The organism is Corynebacterium provencense (assembly GCA_900049755.1).
In the GTDB taxonomy this organism is placed as follows: Bacteria; Actinomycetota; Actinomycetes; order Mycobacteriales; family Mycobacteriaceae; genus Corynebacterium; species Corynebacterium neomassiliense.
The window spans coordinates 1,333,881-1,359,931 of the sequence record LT160593.1; the positions used below are offsets into that span (position 1 = coordinate 1,333,881).

The window sequence follows — 26,051 nt, forward strand, 5'->3', positions numbered from 1 at the left end:
TCACAGTCGGTGTATGTACCACTGGATGTCACCAGTGCCACTTCAGGTCAGATCCTAGCAGGGACCGCAAACGAGAGTTTCAAACTCAACCTCAAGTGCAATCTATCAGCAAAGTTATACCGCAACTTCAACCTCATGGGCAACAGCAGCAACATCCTGCACCCCGGTGTCGGGCAGTTACCTTGCCGGCCCCGCTGCTCCCCCGGCGCCACTTCTCCCGCATCTGCCCCTGTACCCGGAGCGTGAAGAGACCGCCGACCCGCCCAGACCCACATTCCGGACGAGACGACGGTCTCAGTCACTACACACGACATCTCCGTGGACTCAGTGCCACGAAGACCCGTCAAGTGTAACTGCCGAAAGTCTTCCGCACAACGGACACAGGCGTTTCGGGGCGGTGAAGCCCGGGTCCTCAGCCGACACCGCTGGCGACCGACAGCACGATGGTGCTCAACAGGGACAGTCCGAAGAAGAGCACCAGCACCGAAATGTCCAGTGCCACTCCCCCGAGCCGGAGCGGCGGGATCAGCCTGCGCAGAGGCTTGACCGCGATGTCGGTGAGGACGAACAGCGGCTCGGCGGCCACCGCGAACCACCGGGGTGGGGACCACCGGCGGGAGAACGAACGGATCATCTCGATGATCACCCGGCCGAGGAGAACGAACCAGTAGACACGCAGGACCAGGGCGACAACGTAGAGCGCAGTTGCCACGGGTGCTACCGCTCCCCGGACAGTCGCCCGGACAGTCGCGCGGACAGGGCGTCCCGGATGTCCATGGTCAGACGGGTGCCCTCGGGCAGCAGGACGAAGTTGCGCACACCGTCAAGTTTCTCGACCCGGGCGTCGAGAGCGGACGCGACCCCCATGACGAAAGCGAGGAATCGGTTGCCGTCAGCCTTGTCAAGGTTTCCCAGGTTGAAGGCGACGATGTCACCACGCCTGGCCTCGGGGGTCACCTTGCCTGCGTCCCGGTAGGAGTCGACGCTCACGACGACCAGTTCCGGCTCCCTCTCCACCGCCGGGCGGCTGTAGGAGGAGGGGCGACGGTCCTCGACCGGCGGGACTGCGGTCGACCGGCGGTCGACGGGGTTGTCCGCGGCGTAACGACTGTGACTGTGACGCCCGGTGGCCGTTTCACCACCGGTCCGGCGGTCGTCGTCCGCCCGGTAGTCGTTGAACTCGTCCCGGTCGTAGGCGGCGTCATCGTAGCTCTCGACGGCACCGAAACCGAAGAAGTCCTTGGTCTTCTCGATGAATCCCTCTGCCATGGTCTCTCTCACTTTCGTTGCTCTTCGGTCCCGGCTCAAAGATACCGGTGTCAGGACATCCAGACCACCGAGGCCTGCCGTCCGGTGGTCCCCTCCCTGCGGTAGGAGAAGAACGAGGGTTCGCTGACCGTGCTGCGCGGATCGGCGTCGATCGAGCGCACACCGAGCCCCAGCAGCTGCCGGGTGATTCCGGCCCGGATGTCCAGCCCGGGGGTGCCGGTCCGGGTCGTGGTCCGGGAGCCGGGGAGTCGCGACTCCACGTCCGCCGCCATCGCCGCCGGAACCTCGTAGTCCTCACCTGCTGCGGCCGCCCCCAGCAGAGCATGGATTCTCGCCGGGGACGCCCCGAGCTCCACCATCTTCTCCACCGTCCGCGCCACGATGCCGTTGCGGGCGCCGACACGACCGGCGTGGACCGCGGCGACGATCCCCGCCTCCCCGTCGGAGAGCAGCACCGGCACACAGTCAGCGGTGAGTACGACGAGCGCGACCTCAGGCAGGGTGGTCACCAGGGCGTCGGTGGTCTCCACGGGAGCTCCACGAAGCTCGTCCAGGAGTTCCCCTGTCACAACGGTGACGTTCGGGGAATGGATCTGCTCCATGTAGACCATGTGCTCCGCCGGAAGACCGAGCAGCCCCGCCAGCCGTGCCCGGTTGGCCGCGACTGCGTCGGGGTCGTCCCCGACATGGTCCCCGAGATTGAAGGACCCGTAGGGGCCGACGGAGACGCCGCCGTTACGGTCGGTCACGACCTTGCGCACACGTCGGGTGGTGGCTGACTGCGCAGGGGTCGGATCAGAAGAAGTCGGGGAGCTCAAGGTCGTCGTCCTCCTCACGCCGACGGTCCCGGGACTCCTCGCGCGAGCTGGTGAACAGCCCGTCGCGGGCGCCGGTACGGGAATCCTGGGGAAGGTCGCGGACCGGACGGGCACGTCTGGGAGCGGCATCCTCACCGAAAATTCCCTGGTAGGAGGGGGTGGGGGCGGCCTGACGGTCCGCTGAGGGGGGCTCAGCCGCGGAAGGCACGGACGGCTGCTCGACGGTCTGCTCGGCGGGAACGGGTTCCGGAGCACGGTGCGCACCCCGGCTGGGAACGGCCGCGACATTCGCCGAATCGTCGAAACCTGTGGCGATCACGGTGACCCTGACCTCGTCACCGAGCGAGTCATCCACGATGGTGCCGAAGATGATGTTGGCGTCCTCGTCGGCAAGGCTCTCCACCAGCGACGCCGCTTCGTTGACCTCGAACAGTCCGAGATCTCCTCCACCGGCGAAGGACAGCAGGACCCCCGTCGCCCCCTCCATCGTGGATTCGAGCAACGGAGAATTGATCGCCGCCTGGGCCGCTTCCTTGGCACGGTTCTCACCGCGGGCGACACCGACGCCCATCAGCGCAGACCCTGCGTCGGTCATGACGGAGCGGACGTCGGCGAAGTCGACGTTGATCATGCCCGGGGTGGTGATCAGCTTCGTGATTCCCTCGACACCGGAGTGGAGCACCTCGTCCGCGAGCCGGAACGCCTCCATGAGCTGCAGGTCAGGATCACTTGACTTCAGGAGACTGTCATTGGGGATGACGATGAGCGTGTCACAGACGTCCTTGAGCGCCTCAATTCCCTCGAGTGCCTGCTTGGTCCGCTTACGCCCCTCGAAGCTAAACGGGCGGGTCACAATGCCGACGGTCAGCGCGCCCTGCTTCTTGGCGACCTGGGCGACCACAGGTGCTGCGCCGGTTCCGGTGCCGCCGCCCTCACCGCAGGTCACGAAGACCATGTCGGAACCCTCGAGCATTTCCTCTATCTGGTCCCGGCTGTCCTCCGCCGCCTTCTTCCCGACCTCTGGATTCGCCCCCGCTCCCAGACCACGGGTCTCGTCCCGGCCGATGTCGAGCTTGGCGTCCGCGTCAGTGAACATCAGCGCCTGTGCGTCCGTGTTGATCGCGACGAACTCCACCCCCTGGAGATTCGCCTCGATCATGCGGTTGACGGCGTTGACGCCGCCGCCACCCACACCGACAACGGTGATCTTGGCGATGTGGTTGTCAAAGTCGCTCATGTTGCATGTTCTCCCTGTGCTCTTCGGCTGTTCAAGGCGGTCGCTCGTGCATCCAATCTTGGAGGACGGCGCCGCAAATTCACGGAACATTTTCCGTGGCGTGTCGTATGTCTCAAGGTGAGGTTGAGGGTTGCGGGCACGGCCGGCATGATGCCTGTCTGATTCCCGGCAGTCGCCGGACCGGGGTCAGCCCCGGACCGACGGCAGTGCAGGATTCGACACATTCCACCGCGCACCGTCACGCGTCAGCACCACCCGGGTGGCCTCCGCCTTCTCCGCTGCCCGGTCCGCCGTACCCCAGAAAACCTCCCGGTCCCCGTCGAATCGGAGAGTCACGCTGTCTGCCGCTGGAGCGGAGATCTCACGCACCTGACCTTTCACCTCCGGGGAAAGTGCCGCGAGCACCGCTGCCGCGGCCCTGACCGCCGCATCATCCGAGGACGCCACCTTCATGGGGGTGAGACCGTCCGGCCTGACATCCCGGAGGAACTGCACACCGTCGGTATCGACCACGACCGGGGTATCCCCGTCGTCGAGCACCCCGACCGGAGTGTGCTCGGTCACCGTGATCTTCACCGTCGTCGGCCATCCCCTCGACACAGTCACGGTCTTCACCCACGGAAGGACGGACACCGAGGATGCCGCGGCCCCGGTGTCGACCGTCACCATGCGGTCTCCCTCGGAGACACCCGACGCGGTACGGACCTCCCCGGGATCCTGGTTGACCGTCCCGGAGACCTCGACACTGCTGACGGTGAGAAACTGCACCACAGCCGCTCCCGCCACCACGAGCACAAGAAGCACCCCCAGGACCACGGTGAGCCGCGAAGGGCGCCGACGACGGCCGGACCGGCTGCGGTGCAGTTTCTCACCGTCAGCAGTGTCGAGGTCTCCGGGACGGTCAACCAGGATCCCGGGGAGGTCCGTACCGCGTCGGGTGTCTCCGAGGGAGACCGCATGGTGACGGTCGACACCGGGGCCGCGGCATCCTCGGTGTCCGTCCTTCCGTGGGTGAAGACCGTGACTGTGTCGAGGGGATGGCCGACGACGGTGAAGATCACGGTGACCGAGCACACTCCGGTCGGGGTGCTCGACGACGGGGATACCCCGGTCGTGGTCGATACCGACGNCCCCACGCGCCTCCCTCCCGACCTCCAATGAGGGCAAAGCGGAAGTCGTTGGTCGCCTCGGGCAGGTAGTCCCACTGGGCGGGGGACGGGCCCAGACCTTTCTCTTATACACACCCAGATGTGTATAAGAGCCGGGCCCTGCCCGCACGCGTCCCCGACGTCGGCCCCGCCGACGCCGGAGACGCGGGCGTCTGCCCCGACCTGCCTGTACCGGTACTGTCCGTCCTGCCCACCCGGCTCACCTCCCTGTCAATGACTCTGCCTGTGCGGAAAACTCCCCCGCCGATGTTCAGCGGGGCTCACTGAGACGGTGCAGGATCTCGTCCGCCAGCATCGTGACCGTACCCGCCCCCAGGGTCAGGACCAGGTCACCCGGGCCGGCAAGCTCGGCGACGCGGTCGGGGACGTCACTGAAACGTGGTTCGTAGACGACCGGAACCGTCATCCTCCCGGTGATGATCCTGCTGTCCACGCCCTCGACCGGATCCTCCCTGGCACCGTAGATGTCGAGGACCACGGCAGCATCCGCCAGGGACAGTGCGCCGGCGAACTCGCCCGCAAACCTCATGGTCCGCGAATAGAGATGGGGCTGGAACACCGCGATGACACGCCCGGACCGCCCGGTCGCCTCCGCCCTCGCCGCGACCTTCTCCCTCGCCGCGGTGATCACAGCCCTGACCTCGGTGGGATGGTGGGCGTAGTCGTCGTAGACCTCCACCCCCGCCGCGGTGCCGTGGTACTCGAACCGGCGACGCACGCCGTCGAAGTCCGCCACCCCTGCGGTCATCCCGTCAGGGTCGGCGCCGACAAGACAGCCGGCCAGAACTGCCGCAGTCCCGTTGAGCAGCATGTGACGTCCCGGCGTCCTCACGACGACGGTCTCCACCGGTGCCTCCGGCAGACCCGCGAAACGTACCCGTGCACGGGACCCCCCCTCCGGATCAGCGGCAAAAGACAGGATCTCTGCGCCGACAGGGACGCCGGGGTGCGCCGCCAGAGCCTCCGGGGTGCCGTACCCCAGGACCCTGACTCCCCCGGCAAGCTCGACAGACCCGTCGACAGCACCCTCGGCGAGAGCTGCCGCCCCCGGGTCCTCCAGGCACAGCACCAGGGCCCCGCCCGGCACGACGCGGCCGGCAAACTCTGAGAAGACCCGGTGGTAGGCCTCCTCGGTCCCGTAGAAGTCGAGATGGTCCGCCTCGATGTTCGTCACCACGGCGACCTCCGGCGAATACGACAGGAACGACCCGTCCGATTCATCGGCCTCCGCGACGAAAACGTCCCCCGTGCCGTGATGGGCATTGGTTCCCGCCCGGTTGAGCTGGCCTCCGATCGCGAAGGAGGGGTCCAGCCCGGCTGACTGGAGCCCGACGACCGTCATCGAGGTCGTCGAGGTCTTGCCGTGGGTGCCTGCCAGGAGAACCGCCCGCCGGTCCACCATGAGCAGTGCCAGCACATCACTGCGGCGCAGCAGGGGAATACCCTGCTCGCGTGCCGCGACCAGCTCCGGATTGTCTTCGGGGATCGCCGCGAACGAGGTGACCACGGCGTCCGGCGTGCCACCGGAGAGCGTGAGGTTCCCTGCCCGGTGCCCGACCTCGATCCGGGCCCCGGCAGCCCGCAGGGCCAGGACCACCCTGGACTCCTTCATGTCGGAACCGCTGACCTTCACACCACGGTCGAGGAGTATCCGGGCGATGCCGGACATCCCGGCACCGCCGATTCCCACCATGTGTACCCGGTGCAGCTGTGCAGCCGAGCTGATTGTGACGTCACTCATTTTCAGTCCTTCTGTTCTCCGGTCCCTGTTTCTCCGGCTCGGTCGTGGCGTCTGCCCCGGACGTCCCTGCCGTCCCTGCCGTCCCTGCCGCTCCAGCAGTACCCGGGTGCCACCTTCTCCGTGTCCCTCGCCGTCATCACCGGCCTGCTTGGCGCGCCGTCTCGACGACAACCTCGGCGATCCGGGCCGCGGCGTCCCGGTGACCGGCACCACGGGCTGCGGCACCTGCGGCATCGAGCCTGGCTCTGTCCCGCAGCAGTGGAACCACCTCCCGGACAACCCTGCCCGGGTCCAGTTCAGCATCCGGCACGATCACCCCGCCACCGGCCTCGACAACCGGCCGGGCGTTGAGCTCCTGCTCCCCGTTGCCGTGAGGAAGAGGGACGTACACCGCGGGCAGACCGCAGGACGAGATCTCCGCCACGGTCATGGCACCGGCCCTGCACAGGACCATGTCCGCCGCAGAGAGCGCGAGATCCATCCGGTCGATGTACGGCACCGCGACATAGGCGGGCGCACCCTCCTGCTGCTCCACCTCGACACTGTTCCTGCGCCCGTAGGCGTGGAGGACGCCGATACCGGCGTCTCCCAGGGTGCGGGCGGCCCCGCTCACGGCGTCGTTGATCGAGGCCGCCCCCTGACTGCCCCCGGTGACGAGAAGCACAGGCGCGTCGGGGTCGAGCCCGAAGAACTTCCGGGCCTCCGCCCGCAGTGCAGGACGGTCCAGCTCCAGCAGCGACCTGCGGACCGGGACGCCGACGACCTCCGCGTCCTTCAGACCCGAGCCGGGCACCGCCGCGAGTACCCGGGCACCGAGGAATGCACCGAGGCGGTTCGCCAGACCGGAACGGGCATTGGCCTCATGGATGACCACCGGAATCCCCGCGGACTTCGCCGCCAGGTAGGCGGGGCCGGAGACATAGCCGCCGAAGCCGACGACCACGTCCGCGTCCAGATCCTTTAACGTCGCACGGGTCCGCAGCAGAGCCCGGACCAGCCGGAACGGGAAGGTGAACAGTGCCCTGTCCAACTTGCGCGGGACCGGCACCGGAGGGATGAGTGACAGTGCCACTCCACGGGCCGGGACCAGTCTGGTCTCCAGGCCGCGTTCCGTGCCCAGCGCAGTGACCCGGATCCCGGGATCGCGGGCGGTCAGTGCCTCGGCGACGGCGAGAGCTGGCTCGATGTGTCCTGCGGTGCCTCCTCCTGCGAGGACGACCGACAGAGTCTCAGGTGACTGGTTCACGGGTTGTAGCGCCTCCTGCGCTGGGCAGATCTGGGGTTTCTTCCGGGGTTTTCTCCGGCTTCTGTCCGGGCACCGGCCCGGTGCTCCGACCGGACCGATCTCCGTCGGTCCAGGTCACCCGGGTAGCCGGAGTCCGGACCCTCCCGGTAGCTGTCGGTACTGCGCCGGAACCGTGGCCGGTCACCCGGCAGCACCGGATCTCCGCGCAGGTCAGATGACCGGGGCGCCGGACGGTGGGTCACCGGGGTGCCGTACCTGCGGGGGCGGGGACGGACCTGTTCACGGTGTTCGGAACCGGCGTCGGGGACATCGGGTTCCCGCAGCATGAGCAGCCTGTCGATGAACGGACGCCCCTCATGCTGCATCGAGGAAACCGTCTCCGGCTCATGTCTGGCACAGTTGGCCAGTAGACCGAGGGTACCCAGGGTGATCACCGCCGAGGTGCCCCCTGCCGACAACAGGGGTAACTGGACACCGGTGACCGGCAGAAGCCCGACGACATACCCGATGTTGTAGAAGGCCTGGCCGACGATTCCGGCGGTGAGGGTCGCGGCGAGCAGACGGAGGAAGGGGTCGGACTGCTTCGTGGCGGTACGGATACCGAACCAGCCGAGCAACGCGAACAGTGCTATCACCGCACCGGCACCGATGAGACCGAGCTCCTCGCCGATGATGGCGAAGACGAAGTCGTTGGTCGCCTCGGGCAGGTAGTTCCACTTGGCGCGGGACTGGCCCAGACCCTGACCGGTCAGCCCGCCGTCAGCGAGGGAGTACATTCCCTGTTTCGCCTGGAATGCGGCGTCCTGGGCGGAGGTCCCGTCGAACCGGAGACGCAGCGCGCTCAGCCAGGTGCTGATCCGGTCGGACCGGTAGCTCAGCGCCGCGATGGACAGCGCACCGAGCACCGCGACCGCTCCGACGATGAGCCCGAGCACGGATCCCGCCACGCCGCTGAACAACAGCAGTGACAGCATCACGAGGGCGAGGGAGAACATCATCCCCAGGTCCTTCTGCGCCAGCACCAGTGCCAGGACCAGTCCGGACACGATGAGGAAGGCACCCAGGCCACCCCTGACGGTCGGACTGCGCCGCGAGTGCATCGCCACGGCTGCTGAACCCCACACCGCGAGCGCAAGCTTGGCTATCTCGGACGGCTGGAACGACAGCGGACCGAGAGATATCCAGGACTTGGAGCCGATCTCGTCACCCGAACCGATGAACAGGACGAGCACCAGGAACAGCAGTGCGATGAACAGGAGGACCGGTGCCCAGGCCCGGACCTTCGCCGGGCGGATCCACAGGGCCGCCCACATCACGACCAGACCGACCAGGACCATCCGGGCCTGCTTGAAGAACTCGGTGAACACCGTCCCGCCCTCCTGTGAGCGGGAGGAGACCATGGACGACGACAGTGCGACAATGAGGCCGAGGGCGACGAGGACGCCGGTGACCAGGAGAATCACCTTGTAGTCGAGCTGGGGGGACGCCAGCAACCGCTGCCACTTCTCCCGCAGGCCCGCCCAGGGTGACACCTCGGAGGTCCCGCGGGCGGTGACAGTTCCGGCAGGACGCCGCCCCTGACCGCCCGTGCCGCCCCGCATGTCCGTGGTCCGGTCACTCCTCATCGTGGACCTCATCTCCGGTATCTCCCGTCTCGACCGAGTCGCCCGTCTCGCCCGTCGCCGATCACGGTGTCCCTGCCGCCCGGGGCGGTGTCCGGCTCTCATCCTCCTTCAGCTCGGTCTCAGAGACNGCGTGCCAGTGCCGCAGCGGCGACCGCGTCCGACACACCCGCGGGACCGGCCGGGGAGATCCCGGTCGCCGCGGCAAGGTCGGTGACCGTCCCGGTGGCCCTGTCGAACTCCACGATCCGTCCACCGTGGACGCCGGTGACCACCGTCGCCCCGGTGCGGTCAGGGTCAGGCGTCTCCGTCGGGTCGGCGAGGGTGACCGCTCGGTGCGGACGGACGGTGGCGCCGGCGTCCCCTGCCGCGGCGAGCACCGCAGGCTCGTCGACGGCGAGGACTGGGTTCGCTCCCCGCAGACACCGTGCCTTGTCGGAGGCGTAGGCGGCGAAGGAGCCGTGCCAGTCGAGGTGGTCGTCGGCGAGATTGAGCACACACCCGGCGTCCGGGGCAAATCCGGGCGCCCAGTGGAGCTGGAAGCTCGACACTTCGGCGGCGAGGACGTCGACACGCGGGTCAGCCAGGAGCGCGTCGCCGGGGGGCGTACCGATGTTCCCCACCGCAGCGACGGATCTGCCGTCCTCGGCGAGAACGGCGGCGAGCATGGCGGTCGTGGTCGTTTTGCCGTTGGTTCCCGTCACCGCCAGCCAGGTCCGGGGTTCACCGAAGAATCCTGCCCGGTCCGCCAGCCATGCGGCCTCGACGTCGCCGATGACCGGGATTCCGGCGTCGGCCGCCTCGACCAGCAGGGGGGTGTCGGGCCTCCATCCCGGTGAAGTCACCACGAGGTCGAACTGTTCCAGTGACTGCCGCGCAACGGTGACACCGACCGGTGTCGCTCCGGTCTGTGCGGCGAGGGTCCGCGCCCTGTCCCCGGCGTCGTCGGCGACGGTGACGGTGCAGTCCAGTGCAGCCAGCATACGGGCCGCGCCAGCCCCGGCGACACCTGCGCCAGCGACCAGTACCCGTCCGGACCGGAGCGCCCGGGTCGTCTCTGCCGTGCCGGAAACTGCCGTGCCGGAAGCTGCCGTGGCGGGTCCTGCGGCCCCTGCGACTTCTGCGGGATCTGTGGTCACTGTGTGCTCCTAGAGGCCGGCGCCGCGGAGCCACTCGCTGTAGAACAGCGCGACCCCGCCCATGGCGAAGAGTGCGGAGAGCAGCCAGAATCTGACGACGACAGTAGTCTCCGCCCATCCTCCCTGCTCGAAGTGGTGGTGGAAGGGTGCCATCCTGAACACCCGTCGTCCGGTGGTCTTGAAGGAGACCACCTGGATGACGACACTGGCGGCCTCCATGACGAAGAGCAGGCCCACGAAGATCATCAGCAGCTCTGTCCGGGAGGTCACCGACAGGCCGGCGACAAGTCCGCCGAGCGCCAGCGAACCGGTGTCCCCCATGAAGATCTTCGCCGGAGCCGCATTCCACCAGAGGAACCCGAGACAGCCACCGAGACCGGCGGCCGAGAGAAGCGCGAGGTCGAGGGGGTCACGAACCGCATAGCAGTTGACTGACGCCGCCGCGGAGCAGGAGTTGCGGAACTGCCAGAAGGTCATCACCACGTAGGCGGACATCACCAGGGCGGTCACCCCGGCTGCCAGCCCGTCGAGCCCGTCGGTGAGGTTGACGGCGTTCGACCAGGCTGAGATCACCAGGTAGATGAACAGCAGGAAGATCAGCATCCCGATGACGGCGCCGCCGATCTTCAGGTCGAAGGTGTTCATGTCACGGATGAAAGACAGTTTGGTCGACGCCGGTGTGAGATCGGCGGAGTTCGGGAACTGGAGCACCAGGACGCCGAAGACGACCGCTATCACCAGCTGCAGCGCCAGCTTCGCCCGGGCGTTCAGACCCAGGTTCCTCCCCATGACCAGTTTGATGTAGTCGTCGGCGAAACCTACCGCGCCGAGTGACAGGGTGAGTCCGAGTACCAGCCAGCCGGACACTCCGGGTCCTGTACCGTTGGTCGCCACTCCCACGAGGACCGCCGCCAGGTAGCCGACGGTGATTCCGGCGAGGATGGCGATACCGCCCATGGTCGGGGTGCCGCGTTTGCGGAGGTGTGATTTCGGTCCCTCTTCACGGATCTCCTGGCCGAGCCCCTCCGCGGAGAACCGTCGGATCAGAACCGGTGTGAGGAAGATGGCGACGAAGAAGGATACTGCCGCCGCGATGATGATCTGCATCATGGGATGTGCCGGTTACCTTGTCTGGGTGGGGGTCTCGGTGGAGGTCTCGGTGGAGGTCTTGTCGGGGGTCTCGATCGTGGTTCTGCCTGTGGCCTCCGCCCCCGGTACAGGAACCGGGTCCGGACCACGTACCGGACCACGTTCCGGGCCACGTTCCGGGAGAGTCTGCGGGAGTCCCCGGTCGAGACCCTGGGACACCCGCCACAGACCGTCAGAATAGGACGCCTTGACCAGGACCACATCCCCGGGGTGTACTCCGGAGTCGGCACCGGTGAGCAGTTCCACGGCGGCGGTGACGTCGGGTACGGTTCGCGTCCACAGCCCACGGCCCTGTGCCGCCCCGGCCAACGCCCGCTGACCGGGGCCATCCCCGACCACGACGACCCTGGACACCCCATGGTCGGCGAGATAGTCACCCGTCGCCGAGTGGGCGCGTACGGTGTCGTCACCCAGTTCGGCCATGTGACCGAGGACCGCCCAGGACCGCGCCCGTCCCCTTCGGGAGGCCGTCTGGACCAGGGCGTCGACGCCGGCGCGCACGGAGTCCGGGTTGGCGTTGTAGGAGTCGTTGATGACGGTGACGCCGTCATTCCTGGTCCACACGTCCATCCGGTTGACACTGTCGGCGGTGTGACCGGTGAGGGACGCCGCGACCACGGCCGGGTCAAGTCCGCACTCGATACCCACTGCTGCGGCTGCCAGGGCATTGCCCACATTGTGGGCGCCGAAGACCCCGAGGCTGACCCGCACCGGATCTCCCTTGGGATGGTGCAGCAGAAAAGATGCCCTGGCCATGTCGTCGAGCGTCACCTGTGATGCACGGTAGTCGGCGTCCCCGTCAGCTCCCTGGTCGGCGGAGAAGCGGACGATCCGCGCGGTGGTACGGGAGGCCATGCCGGAGACGAGGTCGTCGTCGGCGTTGAGGACGGCGATTCCGCCTCTGTCGGCGGTGGGAAGGGCCTCCACGAGCTCCCCCTTCGCCCGGGCGATCCCCTCGCGGGAACCGAACTCGCCGAGGTGTGCGGTGCCGACGTTGAGCACGACCCCGATACGTGGGGGTGCGATGCGGGCAAGGTGGGCGATATGCCCCCTGCCCCGGGCGGACATCTCGGCGACCAGGTACCTGGTCGACCGTCCCGCCTTGAGCACGGTGTAGGGGTGACCGATCTCGTTGTTCAGGCTGCCGGGGGGCGCGACAGTCTCCCCCGCCGCCGACAGCACAGCGCCGAGAAGGTCCTTCGTGGAGGTCTTTCCGGCTGAACCCGTCACTCCGACCACGGTGAGTCCGTTGTCCGAGACGAGGACGTCCGTGTTGTGACGGGCGAGACGGGACACTGCGGCCACCACCCGTTCACCCAGTCCGTCAGGGTCGTGCTCAAGGTAGGAGGAGTTGCGCTGGGTCCCGGGCTCGTCGTCGACCTCAGGGCACAGCAGAGCGGGACTTCCGGTAGGGCGGCCTTCGAAGACGAGGGCGGCCCCCGCCTGCAGGGCCGAGGGAATGAAGTCGTGTCCGTCGACCCTGGCCCCGGGCAGGGCCATGTACACGGAACCCGGTGTGACACGACGGGAGTCGAACTCCACCGGTCCCGTCACCGGCGTCCCCGGTTCCGCTCCGTCGACAAGTTCGCCACCCGTCACGGTCGCGATCTCGGCTGCTGTCATCTCGATCATGCGTCAGGCTCCTCATCGTCACCGGAAAGTGTGTCAGGTGTTGTGTCGGACAGATCGTCAAGTGCGGCGGCGAGAACTGTCCGGTCATCGAACTCGAGGACCCGGTCACCGATGATCTGACCGGTCTCGTGGCCTTTCCCCGCGACCACAACGACATCACCGGGGTGTGCCCACCGCACGGCCGCCCGGATGGCCTCGGCACGGTCACCGATCTCCCGGATGTCGGGCCGGCGCGAGATGTCCAGCTGCTCTGCAGCCTCCTCCGCACCGGCGAGTACCGCGGCGCGGATGGTCGCGGGATCCTCGTCCCGCGGGTTGTCGTCGGTGACGATGACCAGGTCTGCACCGAGTGCTGCTGCGGCACCCATCTTCGGTCGCTTCTCATGGTCACGGTTTCCGCCGGCCCCGATGACGATTCCCAGGCGTCCCCGGCTGCCACGCACCCGCTCCCGGGTCGGTGAACCGTCGTCACCCGGGGACGCGCCGGTGACGACCGCAGCCCGGTCCAGCTGGCCGTTCAGTGTCTCCAGCACCGCCGTGACGGCGCCCGGTTTGTGCGCGTAGTCCACCAGGGCCAGGAAACCGTGGCCGCGGTGCCCCGTGACTCTCTGCATCCTCCCGGGAACCTGTACGTCAGCCAACCTCCGGGCGATCGAAGCGTCCTCCCCGGCCGCAACCAGTCCCGCCAGGGCGAGGGTGGCGTTCGCGACATTGAAGGCACCGGGGACGGACAGGTCGAAGGCAAGCGTGGTGTCACCGGCATGAGTCACCTCCACGTGCTGGGTACCGTCGACGCCGATACTGATACCGTCGACCCTCCAGTCGGCGTTCCCGCCGTCCGTGGAGACGGTGACAGGACCTCCGGCGGGTTCTCCGGCCGGTGTTCCGGAAGTGGAGCCGGCAGGCCCCGGAGTTGCGCTGAGCTGGTCCGCCAGGCGCCGGCCCCACCTGTCGTCGACACAGACGACCGGGGTGGGCAGGTGTCCCGCCGGGTCCTGGGGCTCGGTGAACAGCATCGCCTTCGCCCGGAAGTAGTCCTCCATCGTCGGGTGGAAGTCGAGGTGGTCCTGCGACAGGTTGGTGAACACGGCGACATCGAAGTCGACGCCCCTGACCCGCCCGAGGACGAGTGCGTGGGAGGAGACCTCCATGACCACGTGGGTCACGCCCTCGTCACGCATGCGTGCGAACAGTGCCTGCAGTGTGGGAGCTTCGGGTGTGGTGAGTGACGTCGGAATGCTCCGGCCGTTGATACGTGTACCGGTGGTTCCGATGAGTCCGACCTGCCGGTGGTCCAGCAGCGCACTCTCCATCATGTACGTCGTCGTCGTCTTGCCGCTGGTGCCGGTGACCCCGATGACCGTCATGGACCGGGAAGGGTGACCGTGGATCTCCGCGGCCACCGGTCCCAGCCAGCGACGGCAGTCGTCGACGACCAGTGTCACTGTGCCTGACCCCCGGTCCCTGAGGACGCCGAGTCCCTCCGCGTCGGTGAGGACACTGTTCCCCGCCGACTGGGAGGCGAAGCGGGCACCGTGATCCCGTGTGCCGGGCACTGCCATGAACATTCCGCCGGTGGGGACGTCACGGGCGTCAATCGCCGCCGTGGTCACTGTCTGCCGGGTGTCCTCCCCGGTGACCGGGGTCCCGTCGGGATGCACCAGGCGTCCCCCGGTGAGCTCTGCCAGCCTTCCGAGTGTCGGTGTGGGGTAACTGTCCGTCACTGTGCCTCCAGGATGAGTCGGGGTGCCGCGGTAGCGGACAGCGGCACATTGTAGTGGTCCAGCATCCAGGACCCGATGTCGTGGAACAGCGGTGCCGCGGACTGACCACCGCTGCCGTCCGAGCTGCGCCTGGGGTTGTCGAGCATGATCCCGACGACGAACCGGGGGTCGTCGGCGGGGGCGATGCCGGCGTAGGTGATCCAGTAGTTCGAGTTGGAGTACGCCTTCGTCTCCGGATCGATCTGCTGGGCGGTGCCGGTCTTTCCTGCTGTCTGGTAGCCCTCGATGCCCGCGCTGGGGGCGGTTCCCTGCTGTACCCCGGTCGGGTCACTCTGGTTCACGGCCCGGAACATGTCCACGACAGAACGGGCGGTCGCCGGGGACACGACCCTGGTCTCCTTCCGCTGCTCCGCGGGGAGTTCTGTACCGTCAGCCGTGGTCACCTGCCTGATCAGTGAGGGAGTCACCCGCACGCCGTCGTTGGCGATCGCCTGGTAGATGCTCGTCATCTGGAGCAGGCTCATCGACATTCCCTGTCCGATCGGCAGGTTGGCGAAAGTCCCGCCGGACCACTGTGAAAGGTCAGGGACGTAGCCCGCCGTCTCTGCGGGAAGTCCGAGGTCGGTCGCCTGCCCGATGCCGAACTTCTGGAGGTAGTCGGCGAACTTCTCCTCCCCCACCCGCTGGGCGAGCATCAGTGTCCCCACATTCGAGGACTTCCCGAACACTCCGGTGGTGGTGTAGGGGACCACACCGTGGTCCCAGGCGTCCTTCACGGTGACGCCGGACATGTCGATGGAACCGGGAACCTGCAGCACCTCGTCGGGAGTCGTCTTTCCTTCCTCGATGGCGGCGGCAGCCGTCATGACCTTGGCGACGGAACCGGGTTCGAAAGCGGACTCGACAACCCGGTTGGTGAACTCCTTTCCCTCGGTGACCTGTTCCTCGAGATCCCCCATCGGGTTGATGGTGTCCGAGGTGGCCATGGCGATGACTTCGCCTGTCTTCGCGTCCAGGACGACCGCAGAGGCGTTCTCCGCTCCCGACCTGTCCTTGGCCTGCTGGACCTGCTGCTGCACGTACGCCTGGGCGTCAATGTCGATCGTCAGCTGGAAGGAGTCCCCGTCGACGGCAGGGTGTTCATCGCGTCGGGTGCCGGGGATGACTGCCCCGTCACCGAAGTCCGCCAGGTAGGACCCGTTCCGACCCTGCAGCCGGGCGTCCTGGGACAGCTCGAGCCCGTACTGGCCGCCTTCGACTCCGTCGCCGACCCACCCGTACTTGCCGACGATGTTCGCCGCCACCGCCCCGTTGGGGTACTGGCGGATGTCCTGGGGGTCTGCCGACAGCTCCGGGAACCGGGTGGTGATCTTCTCGGCGACATCAGGGTCCACGTTGAGCACGAGGCGGGTGTAACGCTCGTCCGAGGTGAGGGCCTTGCGCAGGTCCGTGGCCTGGACGGCCGAGGAATCTCCCTGCAGCATCTTCGGCAGTTCGGTGATGATCTCCTCGAGCTGCTGGTCCGGGGGAAGCGCCCCGTCGGGATTCTCCGGTGTCCTGGGCGACAGGCGGTACCTGTCCTCCATGTAGGTCGGAAGCTCTGCGGGGTGTGCGACGATCATGGACGCCTTCATCGTGTAGGCCAGGTCGCGGCCGTCCCGGTCGACAATGTCGCCGCGCCCGGCGTACAGGGTGACGGGGCGGGCCCTCTGCTCGGCAGCACTGCTGGCGAGTGTGTCCGTGGAAAACACCTGGATCTGCAGCAGTCGCAGAAGAAGGACCACTGCGAGAACCATGACCGTGACCACGACGATCGTCCCCCGTGACTGGAAACGTGCGGGGCTGATGTCCAGTGTCCGCCAGGAGTTTCCGGGCACACCGCGGTCACTGGTGCGCCGGGGCTTCCGGTCCGGTTCCAAGGTACGGGTCTCCCATCGGGGTCTGACCGGTCTCCTCCGGTCACGGTGGACTCTCTGCAGTCTCGTTCAGTCGGTCAGGGACCGGCCGGGCACCCGGTCGGCGCCCCGGCGCTCCGGAGTTTACCCGGCCGGGGTGAGGTCACGTGACGGGTAGGGCAGCTGGCCGGTGGCCGAGCTGGGCGGCGGCGTCCGCAGGAGCCGGCTGGGCGGCGGCAGGGGCCTGTTGTGCAGCATCCCGGGCACTCTGCTCACCTGCGGGTGAGGTTGCCGGCACTGCGGCGACTGCGGCAGGATCACTTGTAGGCCGGTCCGTGCGGGGAACTGCTGCGCCTGTTCCGTCCAGGTCGACGATCTGGCCGTCGCCGGCCCTGTCAGCCGGCCGCACCTCCCGGATGTCACCGCCCTGCACGTCGAGGACGCCAGCCTGTCCGGGAACCACCATCCCCAGTCTGGCAGCTTCGGAGGCGAGGTGCTCAGATGAGCTCAGCTCCTTGTAGTCCCTGTTCAGGCTCTCGAGCTCATTTCCCAGGGTCTCACTGCGGGCGTTCGCTTCACTGAGGACGAACGCCTGGTCCGTCGTACGGGCGGACAGGTACATCGTGGCCGCGACACCGGCCCCCACGAGCAGCACGAGGGCGATGACGAGCCGAAGAACATTCGATCCGTGCCTGTCACGGACCGCAGTGACTCTGCGGCCACGGACGGTCACCTGCTGGCGGGATCCGGTCCGCGGTGGAACCAGGTGACGACGCCGGGTCTGGGTGCCTGCCCCCGCCGAAGTCCCGCGGCCGCGGGTCGGGGTCCGCTCCCGTACATCAGGTCTTCCCAGTCCGGCGGTACCGGTCATGATTCCTGTGCTCATAATGTGCCTCGCTGTCCTGGAATGGGTGTGGAGAGTTGGAGAGTCGGTGAGACCCCTGCTCAGTGGTCTGGACGCGCCCTGATCCTGCGCACTGCCCTGACCCTGACGGGAGCGGAACGGGGGTTCCGTTCGATCTCGTCGGCAGGTGCCTTCTCTGCACCACGTGTCACGAGCTCGAATGAAGCGGCAGTGTCCGGAAGATCGACGGGCAGCCCAGGCGGGGTCCGGTTGGTGGTCATCTCCGCAAGCGCCTTCTTCACGATGCGGTCCTCGAGGGACTGATAGCTCATGAAGACGGCCACCCCGCCGACGGCGAGTCTGTCTGTCGCGGCGGGAACGGCGGCGGCCAGTGAATCGAGTTCCGAGTTGACCTCCACCCTCAGCGCCTGGAACGTCCTCTTCGCCGGATGACCTCCGGTCCGGCGGGCCGCAGCAGGAATCGTGCGGTAGAGCAGGTCCACCAGGCGGCCAGAAGTGGTGAACGGTTCCTTCTCCCGTTCGCGCACCACCGCCGAGGCGATCTTGCCGGCGAAGCGCTCGTCCCCGTAGGTGCTCAGGACGTGCGCGAGCTGGCCGTGACTGTAGGTGTTGAGGACCTCCGCCGCGGTGAGCTGCCCCTCCGGGTCCATCCTCATGTCGAGTGGGGAGTCCTGTGCGTAGGCGAACCCCCGCTCCGACTGGTCCAGCTGCATAGAGGAGACGCCGAGATCGAAGAGATAACCCGACACGCCCAGGTCACCGAAGTCGTCGGGGAGCCTGCCTTCTCCGGCGAGGGCGTCGAGGGCGTCTCCGAGGCGGTCGAAACGGGTCCGGCAGGCGATGAAGCGGTCACCGAAGCGGCTGAGCCTGTCCCTGGCGAGTTGGAGGGCGGAGGGGTCACGGTCGAGGCCGACGACCACGGCGTCAGGGAAGTGTTCCAGGAAGACCTCGGTGTGACCGCCCGCCCCCAGGGTGGCGTCGACGATGACGGGGGTGGCAGTCCCTGCACCTGCGACACCGAGCCCCACGAGTTCGACCATCCGGTCCCGCATGACGGGGACGTGGCCGAACTCGCCGCTGACTCGGCGGGCAGGTTCAGTCATCGGGATACCTTTCCTGGTGAGGGACAGCTGGTCGCTCCACAGTGACGGAGGGGCTGCGTACGGGGCCCCACCTGCGCGGGCCGATGTGACGTCGGGGAAGTACATCACAACGGTCGTCCGCGCAGATGAGGGCCGGCACACAGCCCGTCCACACACCGCACCGGTCACAGGAAGTCGGCGAAGGCGTCATCGTCGCCGTCGGCGAAATCAGCCTCGTGGTCCGCGAGATACCTCTCGTAGGCCCCGGCGTCCCACACCTCGATCCGGTCGACCGAGCCGATGACCACGCAGTCCTTGGCGAGTCCCGCGTACTTCCGGTGTGCCGGAGCGACGGTGATCCGTCCCTGACTGTCGAGGGTCTGTTCGTCCGCGCTGGCACCGAGGCGTCGCACGAAGGCACGGACCCGGGGGTTGGCCCGGGAGGCCTTCGCCGCGTTCCGGGCCCGGACCTGGAACTCAGAGCGCGGATAGATCGCCAGACTGTGGTCCTGCCCGTTGACGACGACGAGCCCGTCGCCCAGTTCCTCGCGGAACTTGGCGGGCAGGGTCAGTCGCCCTTTGTCATCGAGCTTCGGAGTGAAAGTGCCGAAGAACATGCCGTCGGCTCCTTCCCTCCGGTAGCCGTGGGTACGGACCGGAGGAGCCGGTCGCCGGTGCAGTGTGCTGTCACTGTGAAGTTGTCACGGAACGTCATCTCTGTCCCGCGCGCCCCACCTTACCCCACAGTCCCCCACTCCTTCCACGCAACGCGGTCTTCTTACAGGCATCTGCCAGAAAAGAGCAGGCAGATAGGCTCCCAGAGAGAACCGGCAGACAGAGCACCCGGTGAGGCGTCTGAGCCTGTGCGGCGATCACACCCCATACTACCTGCGATGACATCAGCAGCTGCCTTCAGTGGGGAGAAGTGGGGGAAGTGAGCGCCCCCTCCCTCTACGACCCCGCCCGGCACGACCCGACGGAAGTTCCGTTCCATGCGCCCCTGCTTTGTGCTGCCCCTGACCACCCCTGCCGCTCCCCGGGGGCGGTGGCCCCCGCCCCCCCTTGCACGCCGCGGCACCCCCGAAGCACCAGACCCACCCCGTAGACCGGGCAGGTCTGCCTACCGGGCAGGTCCCGGACATGGGAAACCCCCGGCAGAGTCTGTACTCAACCGGGGGTGGTCACCGTTGCCGACCTGTCAGTCGAAACGGCGACGGAAGCTGTTCTCCATACGGTCAGCGATACCGTTCCCCTGACCTTTTCCTCCACGGTGCCCCTGACCGCGGCCTGCGGACTTCTGCCGGGACCGCCCGCCCGACCGGAACGCCATAAGACCCCCGAGGAACATGATCAGGAATCCTGCGACGCCCAGAATGACGAACCAGAGACTGGCCTGGGCTAGCGCGATCCCACCGACAAGAGTGCAGAGGCCGAGCAGAAACACCGCAACAGACCGGATACCCACGGAAACTCCACCGGAAGCTACGGCGCGGTTCCGTTCCGCGAACGCCGGATCATCGGCGATCAGCGCCTGCTCGATCTCATCCAGCATGCGCTGTTCCTGCTCTGACAGTGCCACAGTTGTCCTCCCCTGTTCTTCTCGGGCCGCCTGTTCGGCCGCGGGTTTGGCGGGTCACCTGATCCAACGTCCGAGGGGCGGAAAAAGTTCCCGACCTGTCATCCTCCGGACCAGTGGTACTTGTCCACGAGTCTACCCCAGGACATGCCTCCACCAGTAGAATCCTCCCAGTCCCCTATTTCCGGCGGCCCGACCCTCCGGTTCCCGTGTCAGGCCACATCCGGCAGGTATCCCACACGCTGCCTGACCATGTCGACAAACCGGCAGACCTCGTCGTACATGCGGTCGGCGTCAGTTCCACGCAGCCCCTGTTCCAGTCCCATCTCCACCCTGGACACGAAGCGCGCATAGACTTCGAACCGGTCCACCCAGGTCACCAGATCCGGATCCACGGTCCGCAACCGGGACCATGCACTTCCGGACACCCGACGTCGACGACCCTGCCCCGGAGAAGCTTCGATCACCGCACCCGCCGCCCGTAGTGCGGCCCGGTAGGCCCACGTCACCCTTTCTGCCGGGGTGACCTCCGCGCGACTACGCTCCAGCAGCCGTTCAGCCTCGATCACATAGGCTTCCGCCGACGCCCGGAACGCCGATGTCCTCCGCCGGAGCCGGGTGACCCGGCCCTCCCCTGCGGTCATCCCCTTCTGCCCTGCCATCATCCGCCTCCTTCGACCGATCTGGCCGGTGGCCGCCCGGCCACCGGAAGCATCACCGTGACGCTCTTCCTGGCCCGGGACATTACGGCCGCCCCGGACGCAGGAACCGCATCTTCCACCATAATAGACCATATGTTCGTATTTGTGGGGCTCGGGCAGTATCTGACACGATGGAGGCGTGACCTGCCCCGTAACCCCGGACACCACCGTGAGTGTCTGCGCGATGCCCACCCGCACCTACCTGCAGCGGGTGGACGAGCTGGTACGCCTGCACCTGCTGGCGATGGGATATGGTCCGGCGACCTTCGGCCAGCGCCGAAACCTCTGGGCCGCCAACTCCACCAACCCCGGATTCACCGCATCGGTCGCCGTCGAGCACGCGACGGCGCAGTCACCGGATCCCTCAGCTCCGGACCAGAAGCTCGTCGGCGTCGCTTACGGTTTTCCGGGACCGCCCGGATCCTGGTGGTACCGGGAGGTTCACCGTGGCCTCCGCAGCGCCGGCCTCTCCCCACAGGACGCCACCGACATACTCAGCGACTACGACGAAATATCGGAGGTCCACGTCCTGCCCGGCCACCAGGGTCACGGAATCGGACATCTGCTCATGGACGATCTGCTCTCCCGGCTCCGGTGCGGTACATCACTGCTGTCGACCCCCGAAGTCGACGACGGGACCAACGCCGCATGGTCCCTCTACCGCAGTCTGGGCTTCCGGGACCTACTGCGCGGATTCCACTTCACCTCCGACCCCCGGCCCTTCGGTATTCTCGCCCGGGACCGTCGGACCGGCACCCCCTCCCCCCGTGATTGCGCCGGAGCAGCTGATCAGCGCACGGCGTCCTGCCCCAGACCCGGCCCGTAGGCCGGCGCCATCCCCAGATTGTGGAGCACCTCCTGTGTCGCACGAACATTGTTCATGGTCATGAAGTGGAGATCCGGCGCCCCTTCAGCGATAAGACGCTCGGCCATCCTCGTCGTGACCTCGATTCCGACCTTGCGGATGGCCGCCGCGTTCTTCCGCTCGTCACCGGCGGCAACCCTGGTGAACAGATCCTCCATTTCCCGGGGCAGTTCACACCCGGACAGCTCTACCTGGCGTCTCACCGACCTCAGCGAGGTGATCGGCATGAGCCCCGGAATCACTGGCTTCGCCCCGTCTACCGGGTCGAAGGCTGCCAGTCTGTCCCGCAGACGCAGGTAGTGCTCGACATTGAAGAACATCTGGGTGATGGAATAGCTGGCCCCGGCGCGGAGCTTCTCGACGGTGTGTCGGGTGTCATCCTCGAGACTCGCCGCACGGTAGTGCCCCTCCGGGAACGAGGCGATCCCGATGTCGAAGTCCGCACATTCGGGAAGTGACCTTATCAGTCTGATCAGGTCTATCGCGTGGACCAGGCCTCCCTCGATGCCCTGCCACTCCCCGAGAGGATCCCCGGGAGGATCTCCTCTCAGCGCGAGCAGGTTGGTCAGACCGAGTGAGGCGAACTCGCGGAGGATCGCCCTGATCTCCTCACCGGTGTGGCCGACGAGAGTCATGTGCAGCAGGGTCGTCAGTGGCTTTCTCGCCAGCTTGCCCGCGACGCGCTCGGTACGTTGTCGGCTGCTCCCACCTGCCCCGTAGGTGACGGAGACGAAGCTCGCACCGAGATCGTGGAAAGCTTCGGCCGCCGACCACAGACGGGCCTCTGCCGCATCGTCACGCGGCGGCATGAACTCGACCGAGAACGGGACCCTGCCCGGCGTACCGCGCTTGAGGGTGTCGGACACGGCCACCTGAAGGCTGTGCCCACCGGGGACACCCGGGGCACCGGGGAGGCCGGGCGCAGGCACGGGCTCCGGAGCCTGGCCGGTGGGCGATTCTGGGGACGGGTCAGAGTGCATGGTCCCTGATCATAGAAGACGCCCCGGGGTGTCTGGCCGGGGGTCGACGTCCACCCCCTAGTATGGAGGAGTCCACATGGGCCCCGTAGCCGTGCCACGGCTACGGTCCACGTACGTTCCGGTCCGGTGCCTGCCGCCCGACCAGTGACACCGGAGGATGCACCGCGATGACCCCAGAAACCGCCCGCCGGAAGATGACGGGCACCTGGTCCGCCCACAGTCCGCTGACGGATGTCCCCGCCGCCGTCGACACCGAACTGGCCGCGTTCTTCCGTGCCCGGCACGCCGACTACGACGACATCGATCCGGTGGTCGCCGATGCCGTGGGAGCACTCGAGCTCTTCGTCACCGGCGGAGGAAAGCGGCTCCGACCGGTGTTCGCCTGGGCGGGGCTGCGGGCCGCACTGGAGGGCGGCGGCGGCTCGCTGACCGCACCGACCGGCCCCGGCGACGTGCTCCGCGCTGTGTCGTCGCTCGAGTTCATCCAGGCCTGTGCACTGATCCACGACGACATCATCGACCAGTCGGACACCCGGCGCGGCAGGCCGACGACACACCGGCGCTTCAGTGCGCTGCACAGTGAACGGGGGTGGACAGGGGACCCTGCGCGGTACGGGGAGAGCCAGGCCATTCTCGTCGGGGACCTCTCGTTCTCCTGGGCCGACGACATGTTCGCGGATTCAGGTGTCGACGCCGCCGCACTCACCCGTGCCCGCCAGCCCTGGCGGAGGATGCGCACCGAGGTCATCGCAGGGCAGATGCTCGACATCGCACTGGAGAACAGCGGTTCCGAGGATCCCGGCGCGGCACTGAAGGTCGACGTCTACAAGACCGCCGCCTACACGGTGGAGCGGCCCCTGCACCTGGGAGCCGCACTGGGGGACGCCGACGCCCGGACAGTGTCACTGCTGCGCAAGGTGGGACGCGAGATCGGAGTCGCCTTCCAGCTCGAGGACGACCACCTCGGAGTGTTCGGGGATCCCGCGGTCACAGGCAAGGAGTCCGGGGACGACCTCCGCTCCGGAAAGCGCACCTGGCTTCTCATGTGCGCCCTCGACCGTGCGGACCGGTCCGACCCGGCCGCGGCATCCCGGTTGCGCACCGGAATCGGTGCGGTCGAGACGGACGCCGAAATCGACGAACTCCGGCAGATCATCGTCGACTCCGGTGCCGCGGAGCAGAACTCCGCCCGGGTACGGGAACTGACCTCGGACGCCGTGGACACTTTACGGTCCTGTCACCTCGCGTCCCCGTTCGTCGACGAGCTCGTGGCTCTCGCCGAACAGCTCACCGAGCGGAGGAGCTGAGGTGGCCCCAGGTCTGCGCGACCTTCCCCGGGGCCGGGCGGTGCTGCTCGGAGCCCTGGGCGCGACAGTGATGGCCGTCACCTCCCACGCCGTCGGTGCCACCCGCACCAGGGGCGGTCTGCTCCAGGAGATCGGTCTGACGAACCTCGGGTTCGGCCACGCCGCCGGCATTCTGGTCGTGGTGATGTGGCTCGGTGTCCTGGCCTACATCGCCTCCTGGGCTGTCATCGGGGGCAGGATCCTCCGCCACGGCGAGCGGCTCGGCAGAGGAACCCTCATCGCCTGGATTGCGCCTTTCGTCTTCGCCGGTCCGTTGATGAGCAGGGACGTGTACTCCTACCTCATGCAGGGCACGCTGGGCAGGGACGGTTTCGACCCCTACGAGGTCGGAGCCTCTGCCGTACCCGGGCGTATCTTCTTCGAGGTCAGTCCCGACTGGAGAAACACCACCACCCCCTACGGCCCGCTGCACATGTGGATCGGCGAAACCGTGGTCCGGTTGACCGGCGAGAACATCACCGCCGGTGTGGTGGTCTACAAGTTGTTCTCCATCGTCTGCTTCGCAGGACTGGTCTGGGCGGTCTCCCGCCTGGCCGGGGCCCTCGGCGCCGACCCGGAGACAGCGGTGTGGCTGGGAGTGGCCAACCCGCTGTCGGTGTTCCACATGGTCGGCGGCATGCACAACGAAGTCACCATGATGCTGCTGGTGTGTGCCGGCCTGCTGGCTGCGGTGCGGCTTTCGCCGGTCCGCGGCGTCCTGCTCGGTTCGGTACTCCTCGGGGCGGGAATCTCACTGAAGGCGACCGCCGCCGTCGCGCTTCCGTTCCTGGTGTGGATATTCGTCGCCCGGGCGGCCGGTCCGCTGGGTGAGGACCCGGCGTGTCGGCGAAGCATGCGGCAGGTCCTCGCGGACATCAGACATGCCACAGGGCGGCGGGCGGGCGCGCTCGTCGGCGGCGGTGTGCTCTCAGTCGGAGTTGCGACAGCGACAGTGGCGGTCGTGACCGTGGCAAGCGGTCAGAGCTGGGGATGGATCTCAGAGATCAGCGGCAACACGAAAGTCGTCAATCCGCTGGCGGTGCCGTCACTCATCGCTTCAGTGCTGGTCCGACCTGTCGGGATGATCGACGACAACATCTTCTTCAACGACATCATCGGCGTCGTCCGACCGGTGTCCCTGGTCGTCATGGTGATCCTGCTGGTCGTTTCCTGGGCGGTGTGGCGTCGCACCGTCAGGGAGGCGTTCGTCGGTGCCACCGCCGCCTACGCTGCCACCTGTCTGTTCAATGCCGTGGTCCTGCCCTGGTACTATGCTGCACCCCTGGCGCTTGTCGGCGTGTGGATCAGGGACCGTCGCGGTGTCCTCGCCCTGGCATGGCTGACGATGGTGCTGTCGATGACCTTCGACGGCAGCGGCAACAACAGGCTCTACAACGTGGTGTGGCTGGTGATGGTGGGGCTGGTGATGTGGTGGATCACCCGCACCTGCCTCGCCGGGGACGTTCAGGAGACCGGGGACGGGGGCACAGCCGGGACCGCCGCAGCGACCACGACGGTGCCGGACGCCACGGGTGACCGTACCGACGACAGTGACCCCTCAGGCGATGGCCATGGCCTGGGCACGGCGCATGACCTCACGGGCGAGGTGACCGTGCAGGGCGTCGACAGGACGCCCCGGCAGTGAATCGTCCGGGGTGAAGAGGTAGTCGAGGATTTCGGCGTCCTCCCAGCCCCCGTCGGACAGCAGGGAGATGACGCCGGGAACGAACCTGTTGATCTCCGCGTCCCGGGTGAAGAACCGGGCAGGAAGGAAACGCACCCCGTCGACCTCGACCGCGATGAGACGGTGCCGGTTGATCTCGTCCATGACCCTGGTGACCACCATGCCCAGCAGCTCGGCGGCATCGGGGACGGTCAGCAACCTCTCACCGGCCGGAATCCCTGACACGGGGGTGGTCAGGACCTTTCCTGCGGCGGTGTCGTCTGCGGCGTCTGCATTTCCGGTGCTGTAGTCGTTGCTCACGCCTACCACCT

Annotated in this window: 25 protein-coding genes; 5 read left to right on the forward strand and 20 right to left on the reverse strand. The window is 67.4% G+C overall.

From position 1 onward, the window contains the following. Nucleotides 1–412: 412 nt before the first annotated feature. The 5 genes from BN3906_RS12420 to BN3906_RS12440 all read right to left on the reverse strand — a co-directional run bounded on the left by BN3906_RS12420 (nucleotide 413) and on the right by BN3906_RS12440 (nucleotide 4,128). The gene (locus BN3906_RS12420) at nucleotides 413–712 is read right to left on the reverse strand and encodes a YggT family protein (protein WP_066588961.1); all 300 of its coding nucleotides are present in this window, start codon (nucleotides 710–712) and stop codon (nucleotides 413–415) included. A 5-nt stretch (nucleotides 713–717) separates the two neighbouring features. Next, complete coding sequence (locus BN3906_RS12425; protein WP_130839087.1) at nucleotides 718–1,269, reverse strand: cell division protein SepF; 552 nt, start codon at nucleotides 1,267–1,269, stop codon at nucleotides 718–720. A 50-nt stretch (nucleotides 1,270–1,319) separates the two neighbouring features. Next, entirely contained in the window at nucleotides 1,320–2,087 is a 768-nt protein-coding gene (gene pgeF, locus BN3906_RS12430) for a peptidoglycan editing factor PgeF (RefSeq protein ID WP_066588972.1), read from the reverse strand. Further along, nucleotides 2,065–3,324 carry a cell division protein FtsZ gene (gene ftsZ, locus BN3906_RS12435; RefSeq protein WP_066588975.1) on the reverse strand — a complete coding sequence of 420 codons (1,260 nt, stop codon included), beginning with the start codon at nucleotides 3,322–3,324 and terminating at the stop codon, nucleotides 2,065–2,067. Before ftsZ ends, pgeF begins: the two co-directional genes overlap by 23 nt. A 186-nt stretch (nucleotides 3,325–3,510) precedes the next feature. After that, complete coding sequence (locus tag BN3906_RS12440; protein WP_261797013.1) at nucleotides 3,511–4,128, reverse strand: cell division protein FtsQ/DivIB; 618 nt, start codon at nucleotides 4,126–4,128, stop codon at nucleotides 3,511–3,513. A gap of 54 nt (nucleotides 4,129–4,182) precedes the next feature. On the opposite strand from BN3906_RS12440, the gene BN3906_RS12445 reads away from it, so the two are divergent. Together BN3906_RS12445 and BN3906_RS14620 are read left to right on the forward strand one after the other, a co-directional pair. Continuing rightward, complete coding sequence (locus BN3906_RS12445; protein ID WP_261797014.1) at nucleotides 4,183–4,485, forward strand: cell division protein FtsQ/DivIB; 303 nt, start codon at nucleotides 4,183–4,185, stop codon at nucleotides 4,483–4,485. 89 nt (nucleotides 4,486–4,574) lie between these two features. Continuing rightward, on the forward strand, nucleotides 4,575–4,760 hold the full coding sequence (locus BN3906_RS14620; RefSeq protein ID WP_147592973.1) for a hypothetical protein: 186 nt from the start codon (nucleotides 4,575–4,577) through the stop codon (nucleotides 4,758–4,760). Here BN3906_RS14620 and murC read toward each other — a convergent pair. From murC to BN3906_RS12510, 13 genes are all read right to left on the reverse strand, one after another. Further along, nucleotides 4,744–6,234 (reverse strand): UDP-N-acetylmuramate--L-alanine ligase, encoded by a 1,491-nt coding sequence (murC, locus tag BN3906_RS12450; protein ID WP_066588978.1) that lies wholly within the window; start codon nucleotides 6,232–6,234, stop codon nucleotides 4,744–4,746. The two genes, BN3906_RS14620 and murC, sit on opposite strands and share 17 nt — an antisense overlap. Nucleotides 6,235–6,370: 136 nt before the next feature. Continuing rightward, entirely contained in the window at nucleotides 6,371–7,510 is a 1,140-nt protein-coding gene (gene murG, locus BN3906_RS12455; RefSeq protein WP_390620353.1) for an undecaprenyldiphospho-muramoylpentapeptide beta-N-acetylglucosaminyltransferase, read from the reverse strand. Then, a complete protein-coding gene (locus tag BN3906_RS12460) occupies nucleotides 7,477–9,105 on the reverse strand; it encodes an FtsW/RodA/SpoVE family cell cycle protein (RefSeq protein WP_066588982.1) in 1,629 nt (542 codons plus the stop codon). Before BN3906_RS12460 ends, murG begins: the two co-directional genes overlap by 34 nt. 119 nt (nucleotides 9,106–9,224) lie before the next feature. Then, the gene (locus tag BN3906_RS12465) at nucleotides 9,225–10,241 is read right to left on the reverse strand and encodes a Mur ligase family protein (RefSeq protein ID WP_261797015.1); all 1,017 of its coding nucleotides are present in this window, start codon (nucleotides 10,239–10,241) and stop codon (nucleotides 9,225–9,227) included. Nucleotides 10,242–10,250: 9 nt separating this feature from the next. Beyond that, the gene (gene mraY / locus BN3906_RS12470; protein ID WP_066588985.1) at nucleotides 10,251–11,351 is read right to left on the reverse strand and encodes a phospho-N-acetylmuramoyl-pentapeptide-transferase; all 1,101 of its coding nucleotides are present in this window, start codon (nucleotides 11,349–11,351) and stop codon (nucleotides 10,251–10,253) included. Nucleotides 11,352–11,363: 12 nt separating this feature from the next. Next, nucleotides 11,364–13,022 (reverse strand): UDP-N-acetylmuramoyl-tripeptide--D-alanyl-D-alanine ligase, encoded by a 1,659-nt coding sequence (locus BN3906_RS12475; protein ID WP_078057433.1) that lies wholly within the window; start codon nucleotides 13,020–13,022, stop codon nucleotides 11,364–11,366. After that, a complete protein-coding gene (locus BN3906_RS12480) occupies nucleotides 13,019–14,746 on the reverse strand; it encodes a Mur ligase family protein (protein ID WP_066588990.1) in 1,728 nt (575 codons plus the stop codon). Before BN3906_RS12480 ends, BN3906_RS12475 begins: the two co-directional genes overlap by 4 nt. Next, the gene (locus BN3906_RS12485) at nucleotides 14,743–16,623 is read right to left on the reverse strand and encodes a peptidoglycan D,D-transpeptidase FtsI family protein (protein ID WP_261797016.1); all 1,881 of its coding nucleotides are present in this window, start codon (nucleotides 16,621–16,623) and stop codon (nucleotides 14,743–14,745) included. Before BN3906_RS12485 ends, BN3906_RS12480 begins: the two co-directional genes overlap by 4 nt. A 181-nt stretch (nucleotides 16,624–16,804) precedes the next feature. After that, nucleotides 16,805–17,527, reverse strand: a complete 723-nt coding sequence (gene ftsL, locus BN3906_RS12490; protein WP_066588996.1) for a cell division protein FtsL — start codon at nucleotides 17,525–17,527, stop codon at nucleotides 16,805–16,807. A 59-nt stretch (nucleotides 17,528–17,586) separates the two neighbouring features. Continuing rightward, entirely contained in the window at nucleotides 17,587–18,609 is a 1,023-nt protein-coding gene (gene rsmH, locus BN3906_RS12495) for a 16S rRNA (cytosine(1402)-N(4))-methyltransferase RsmH (RefSeq protein ID WP_066589983.1), read from the reverse strand. Nucleotides 18,610–18,773: 164 nt separating this feature from the next. Continuing rightward, nucleotides 18,774–19,205: a division/cell wall cluster transcriptional repressor MraZ gene (mraZ, locus tag BN3906_RS12500; protein ID WP_066588998.1), complete on the reverse strand. Its 432-nt coding sequence runs from the start codon at nucleotides 19,203–19,205 to the stop codon at nucleotides 18,774–18,776. A gap of 581 nt (nucleotides 19,206–19,786) precedes the next feature. After that, entirely contained in the window at nucleotides 19,787–20,167 is a 381-nt protein-coding gene (locus tag BN3906_RS12505; RefSeq protein ID WP_066589000.1) for a DUF3040 domain-containing protein, read from the reverse strand. A gap of 209 nt (nucleotides 20,168–20,376) precedes the next feature. Continuing rightward, nucleotides 20,377–20,826, reverse strand: coding sequence for an SAV_6107 family HEPN domain-containing protein (locus tag BN3906_RS12510; RefSeq protein WP_227870987.1), 450 nt, complete (start codon nucleotides 20,824–20,826; stop codon nucleotides 20,377–20,379). A 223-nt stretch (nucleotides 20,827–21,049) separates the two neighbouring features. On the opposite strand from BN3906_RS12510, the gene BN3906_RS12515 reads away from it, so the two are divergent. Continuing rightward, nucleotides 21,050–21,691 (forward strand): GNAT family N-acetyltransferase, encoded by a 642-nt coding sequence (locus BN3906_RS12515; RefSeq protein ID WP_066589002.1) that lies wholly within the window; start codon nucleotides 21,050–21,052, stop codon nucleotides 21,689–21,691. Here BN3906_RS12515 and BN3906_RS12520 read toward each other — a convergent pair. Beyond that, nucleotides 21,655–22,710: a methylenetetrahydrofolate reductase gene (locus BN3906_RS12520; RefSeq protein WP_078057434.1), complete on the reverse strand. Its 1,056-nt coding sequence runs from the start codon at nucleotides 22,708–22,710 to the stop codon at nucleotides 21,655–21,657. The two genes, BN3906_RS12515 and BN3906_RS12520, sit on opposite strands and share 37 nt — an antisense overlap. 167 nt (nucleotides 22,711–22,877) lie before the next feature. On the opposite strand from BN3906_RS12520, the gene BN3906_RS12525 reads away from it, so the two are divergent. Continuing rightward, entirely contained in the window at nucleotides 22,878–24,017 is a 1,140-nt protein-coding gene (locus tag BN3906_RS12525) for a polyprenyl synthetase family protein (RefSeq protein WP_066589012.1), read from the forward strand. Nucleotide 24,018: 1 nt separating this feature from the next. Further along, nucleotides 24,019–25,701, forward strand: a complete 1,683-nt coding sequence (locus BN3906_RS12530) for an alpha-(1->6)-mannopyranosyltransferase A (protein ID WP_066589015.1) — start codon at nucleotides 24,019–24,021, stop codon at nucleotides 25,699–25,701. Here the strand turns inward: BN3906_RS12530 and BN3906_RS12535 are convergent. Next, nucleotides 25,615–25,977 carry an Rv2175c family DNA-binding protein gene (locus BN3906_RS12535; protein ID WP_066589985.1) on the reverse strand — a complete coding sequence of 121 codons (363 nt, stop codon included), beginning with the start codon at nucleotides 25,975–25,977 and terminating at the stop codon, nucleotides 25,615–25,617. The two genes, BN3906_RS12530 and BN3906_RS12535, sit on opposite strands and share 87 nt — an antisense overlap. Nucleotides 25,978–26,051 lie beyond the last annotated feature (74 nt).

What these genes read in the sequence shown, in the direction of transcription:
- BN3906_RS12425 (WP_130839087.1), bottom strand. Translation starts at nt 1,269, where the DNA reads ATGGCAGAGGGATTCATCGAGAAGACCAAGGACTTCTTCGGTTTCGGT.
- ftsZ (WP_066588975.1), bottom strand. Translation starts at nt 3,324, where the DNA reads ATGAGCGACTTTGACAACCACATCGCCAAGATCACCGTTGTCGGTGTG.
- murC (WP_066588978.1), bottom strand. Translation starts at nt 6,234, where the DNA reads ATGAGTGACGTCACAATCAGCTCGGCTGCACAGCTGCACCGGGTACAC.
- BN3906_RS12460 (WP_066588982.1), bottom strand. Translation starts at nt 9,105, where the DNA reads ATGAGGAGTGACCGGACCACGGACATGCGGGGCGGCACGGGCGGTCAG.
- mraY (WP_066588985.1), bottom strand. Translation starts at nt 11,351, where the DNA reads ATGATGCAGATCATCATCGCGGCGGCAGTATCCTTCTTCGTCGCCATC.
- BN3906_RS12475 (WP_078057433.1), bottom strand. Translation starts at nt 13,022, where the DNA reads ATGATCGAGATGACAGCAGCCGAGATCGCGACCGTGACGGGTGGCGAA.
- ftsL (WP_066588996.1), bottom strand. Translation starts at nt 17,527, where the DNA reads ATGAGCACAGGAATCATGACCGGTACCGCCGGACTGGGAAGACCTGAT.
- rsmH (WP_066589983.1), bottom strand. Translation starts at nt 18,609, where the DNA reads ATGACTGAACCTGCCCGCCGAGTCAGCGGCGAGTTCGGCCACGTCCCC.
- mraZ (WP_066588998.1), bottom strand. Translation starts at nt 19,205, where the DNA reads ATGTTCTTCGGCACTTTCACTCCGAAGCTCGATGACAAAGGGCGACTG.
- BN3906_RS12510 (WP_227870987.1), bottom strand. Translation starts at nt 20,826, where the DNA reads ATGGCAGGGCAGAAGGGGATGACCGCAGGGGAGGGCCGGGTCACCCGG.
- BN3906_RS12515 (WP_066589002.1), top strand. Translation starts at nt 21,050, where the DNA reads ATGCCCACCCGCACCTACCTGCAGCGGGTGGACGAGCTGGTACGCCTG.
- BN3906_RS12520 (WP_078057434.1), bottom strand. Translation starts at nt 22,710, where the DNA reads ATGCACTCTGACCCGTCCCCAGAATCGCCCACCGGCCAGGCTCCGGAG.
- BN3906_RS12525 (WP_066589012.1), top strand. Translation starts at nt 22,878, where the DNA reads ATGACCCCAGAAACCGCCCGCCGGAAGATGACGGGCACCTGGTCCGCC.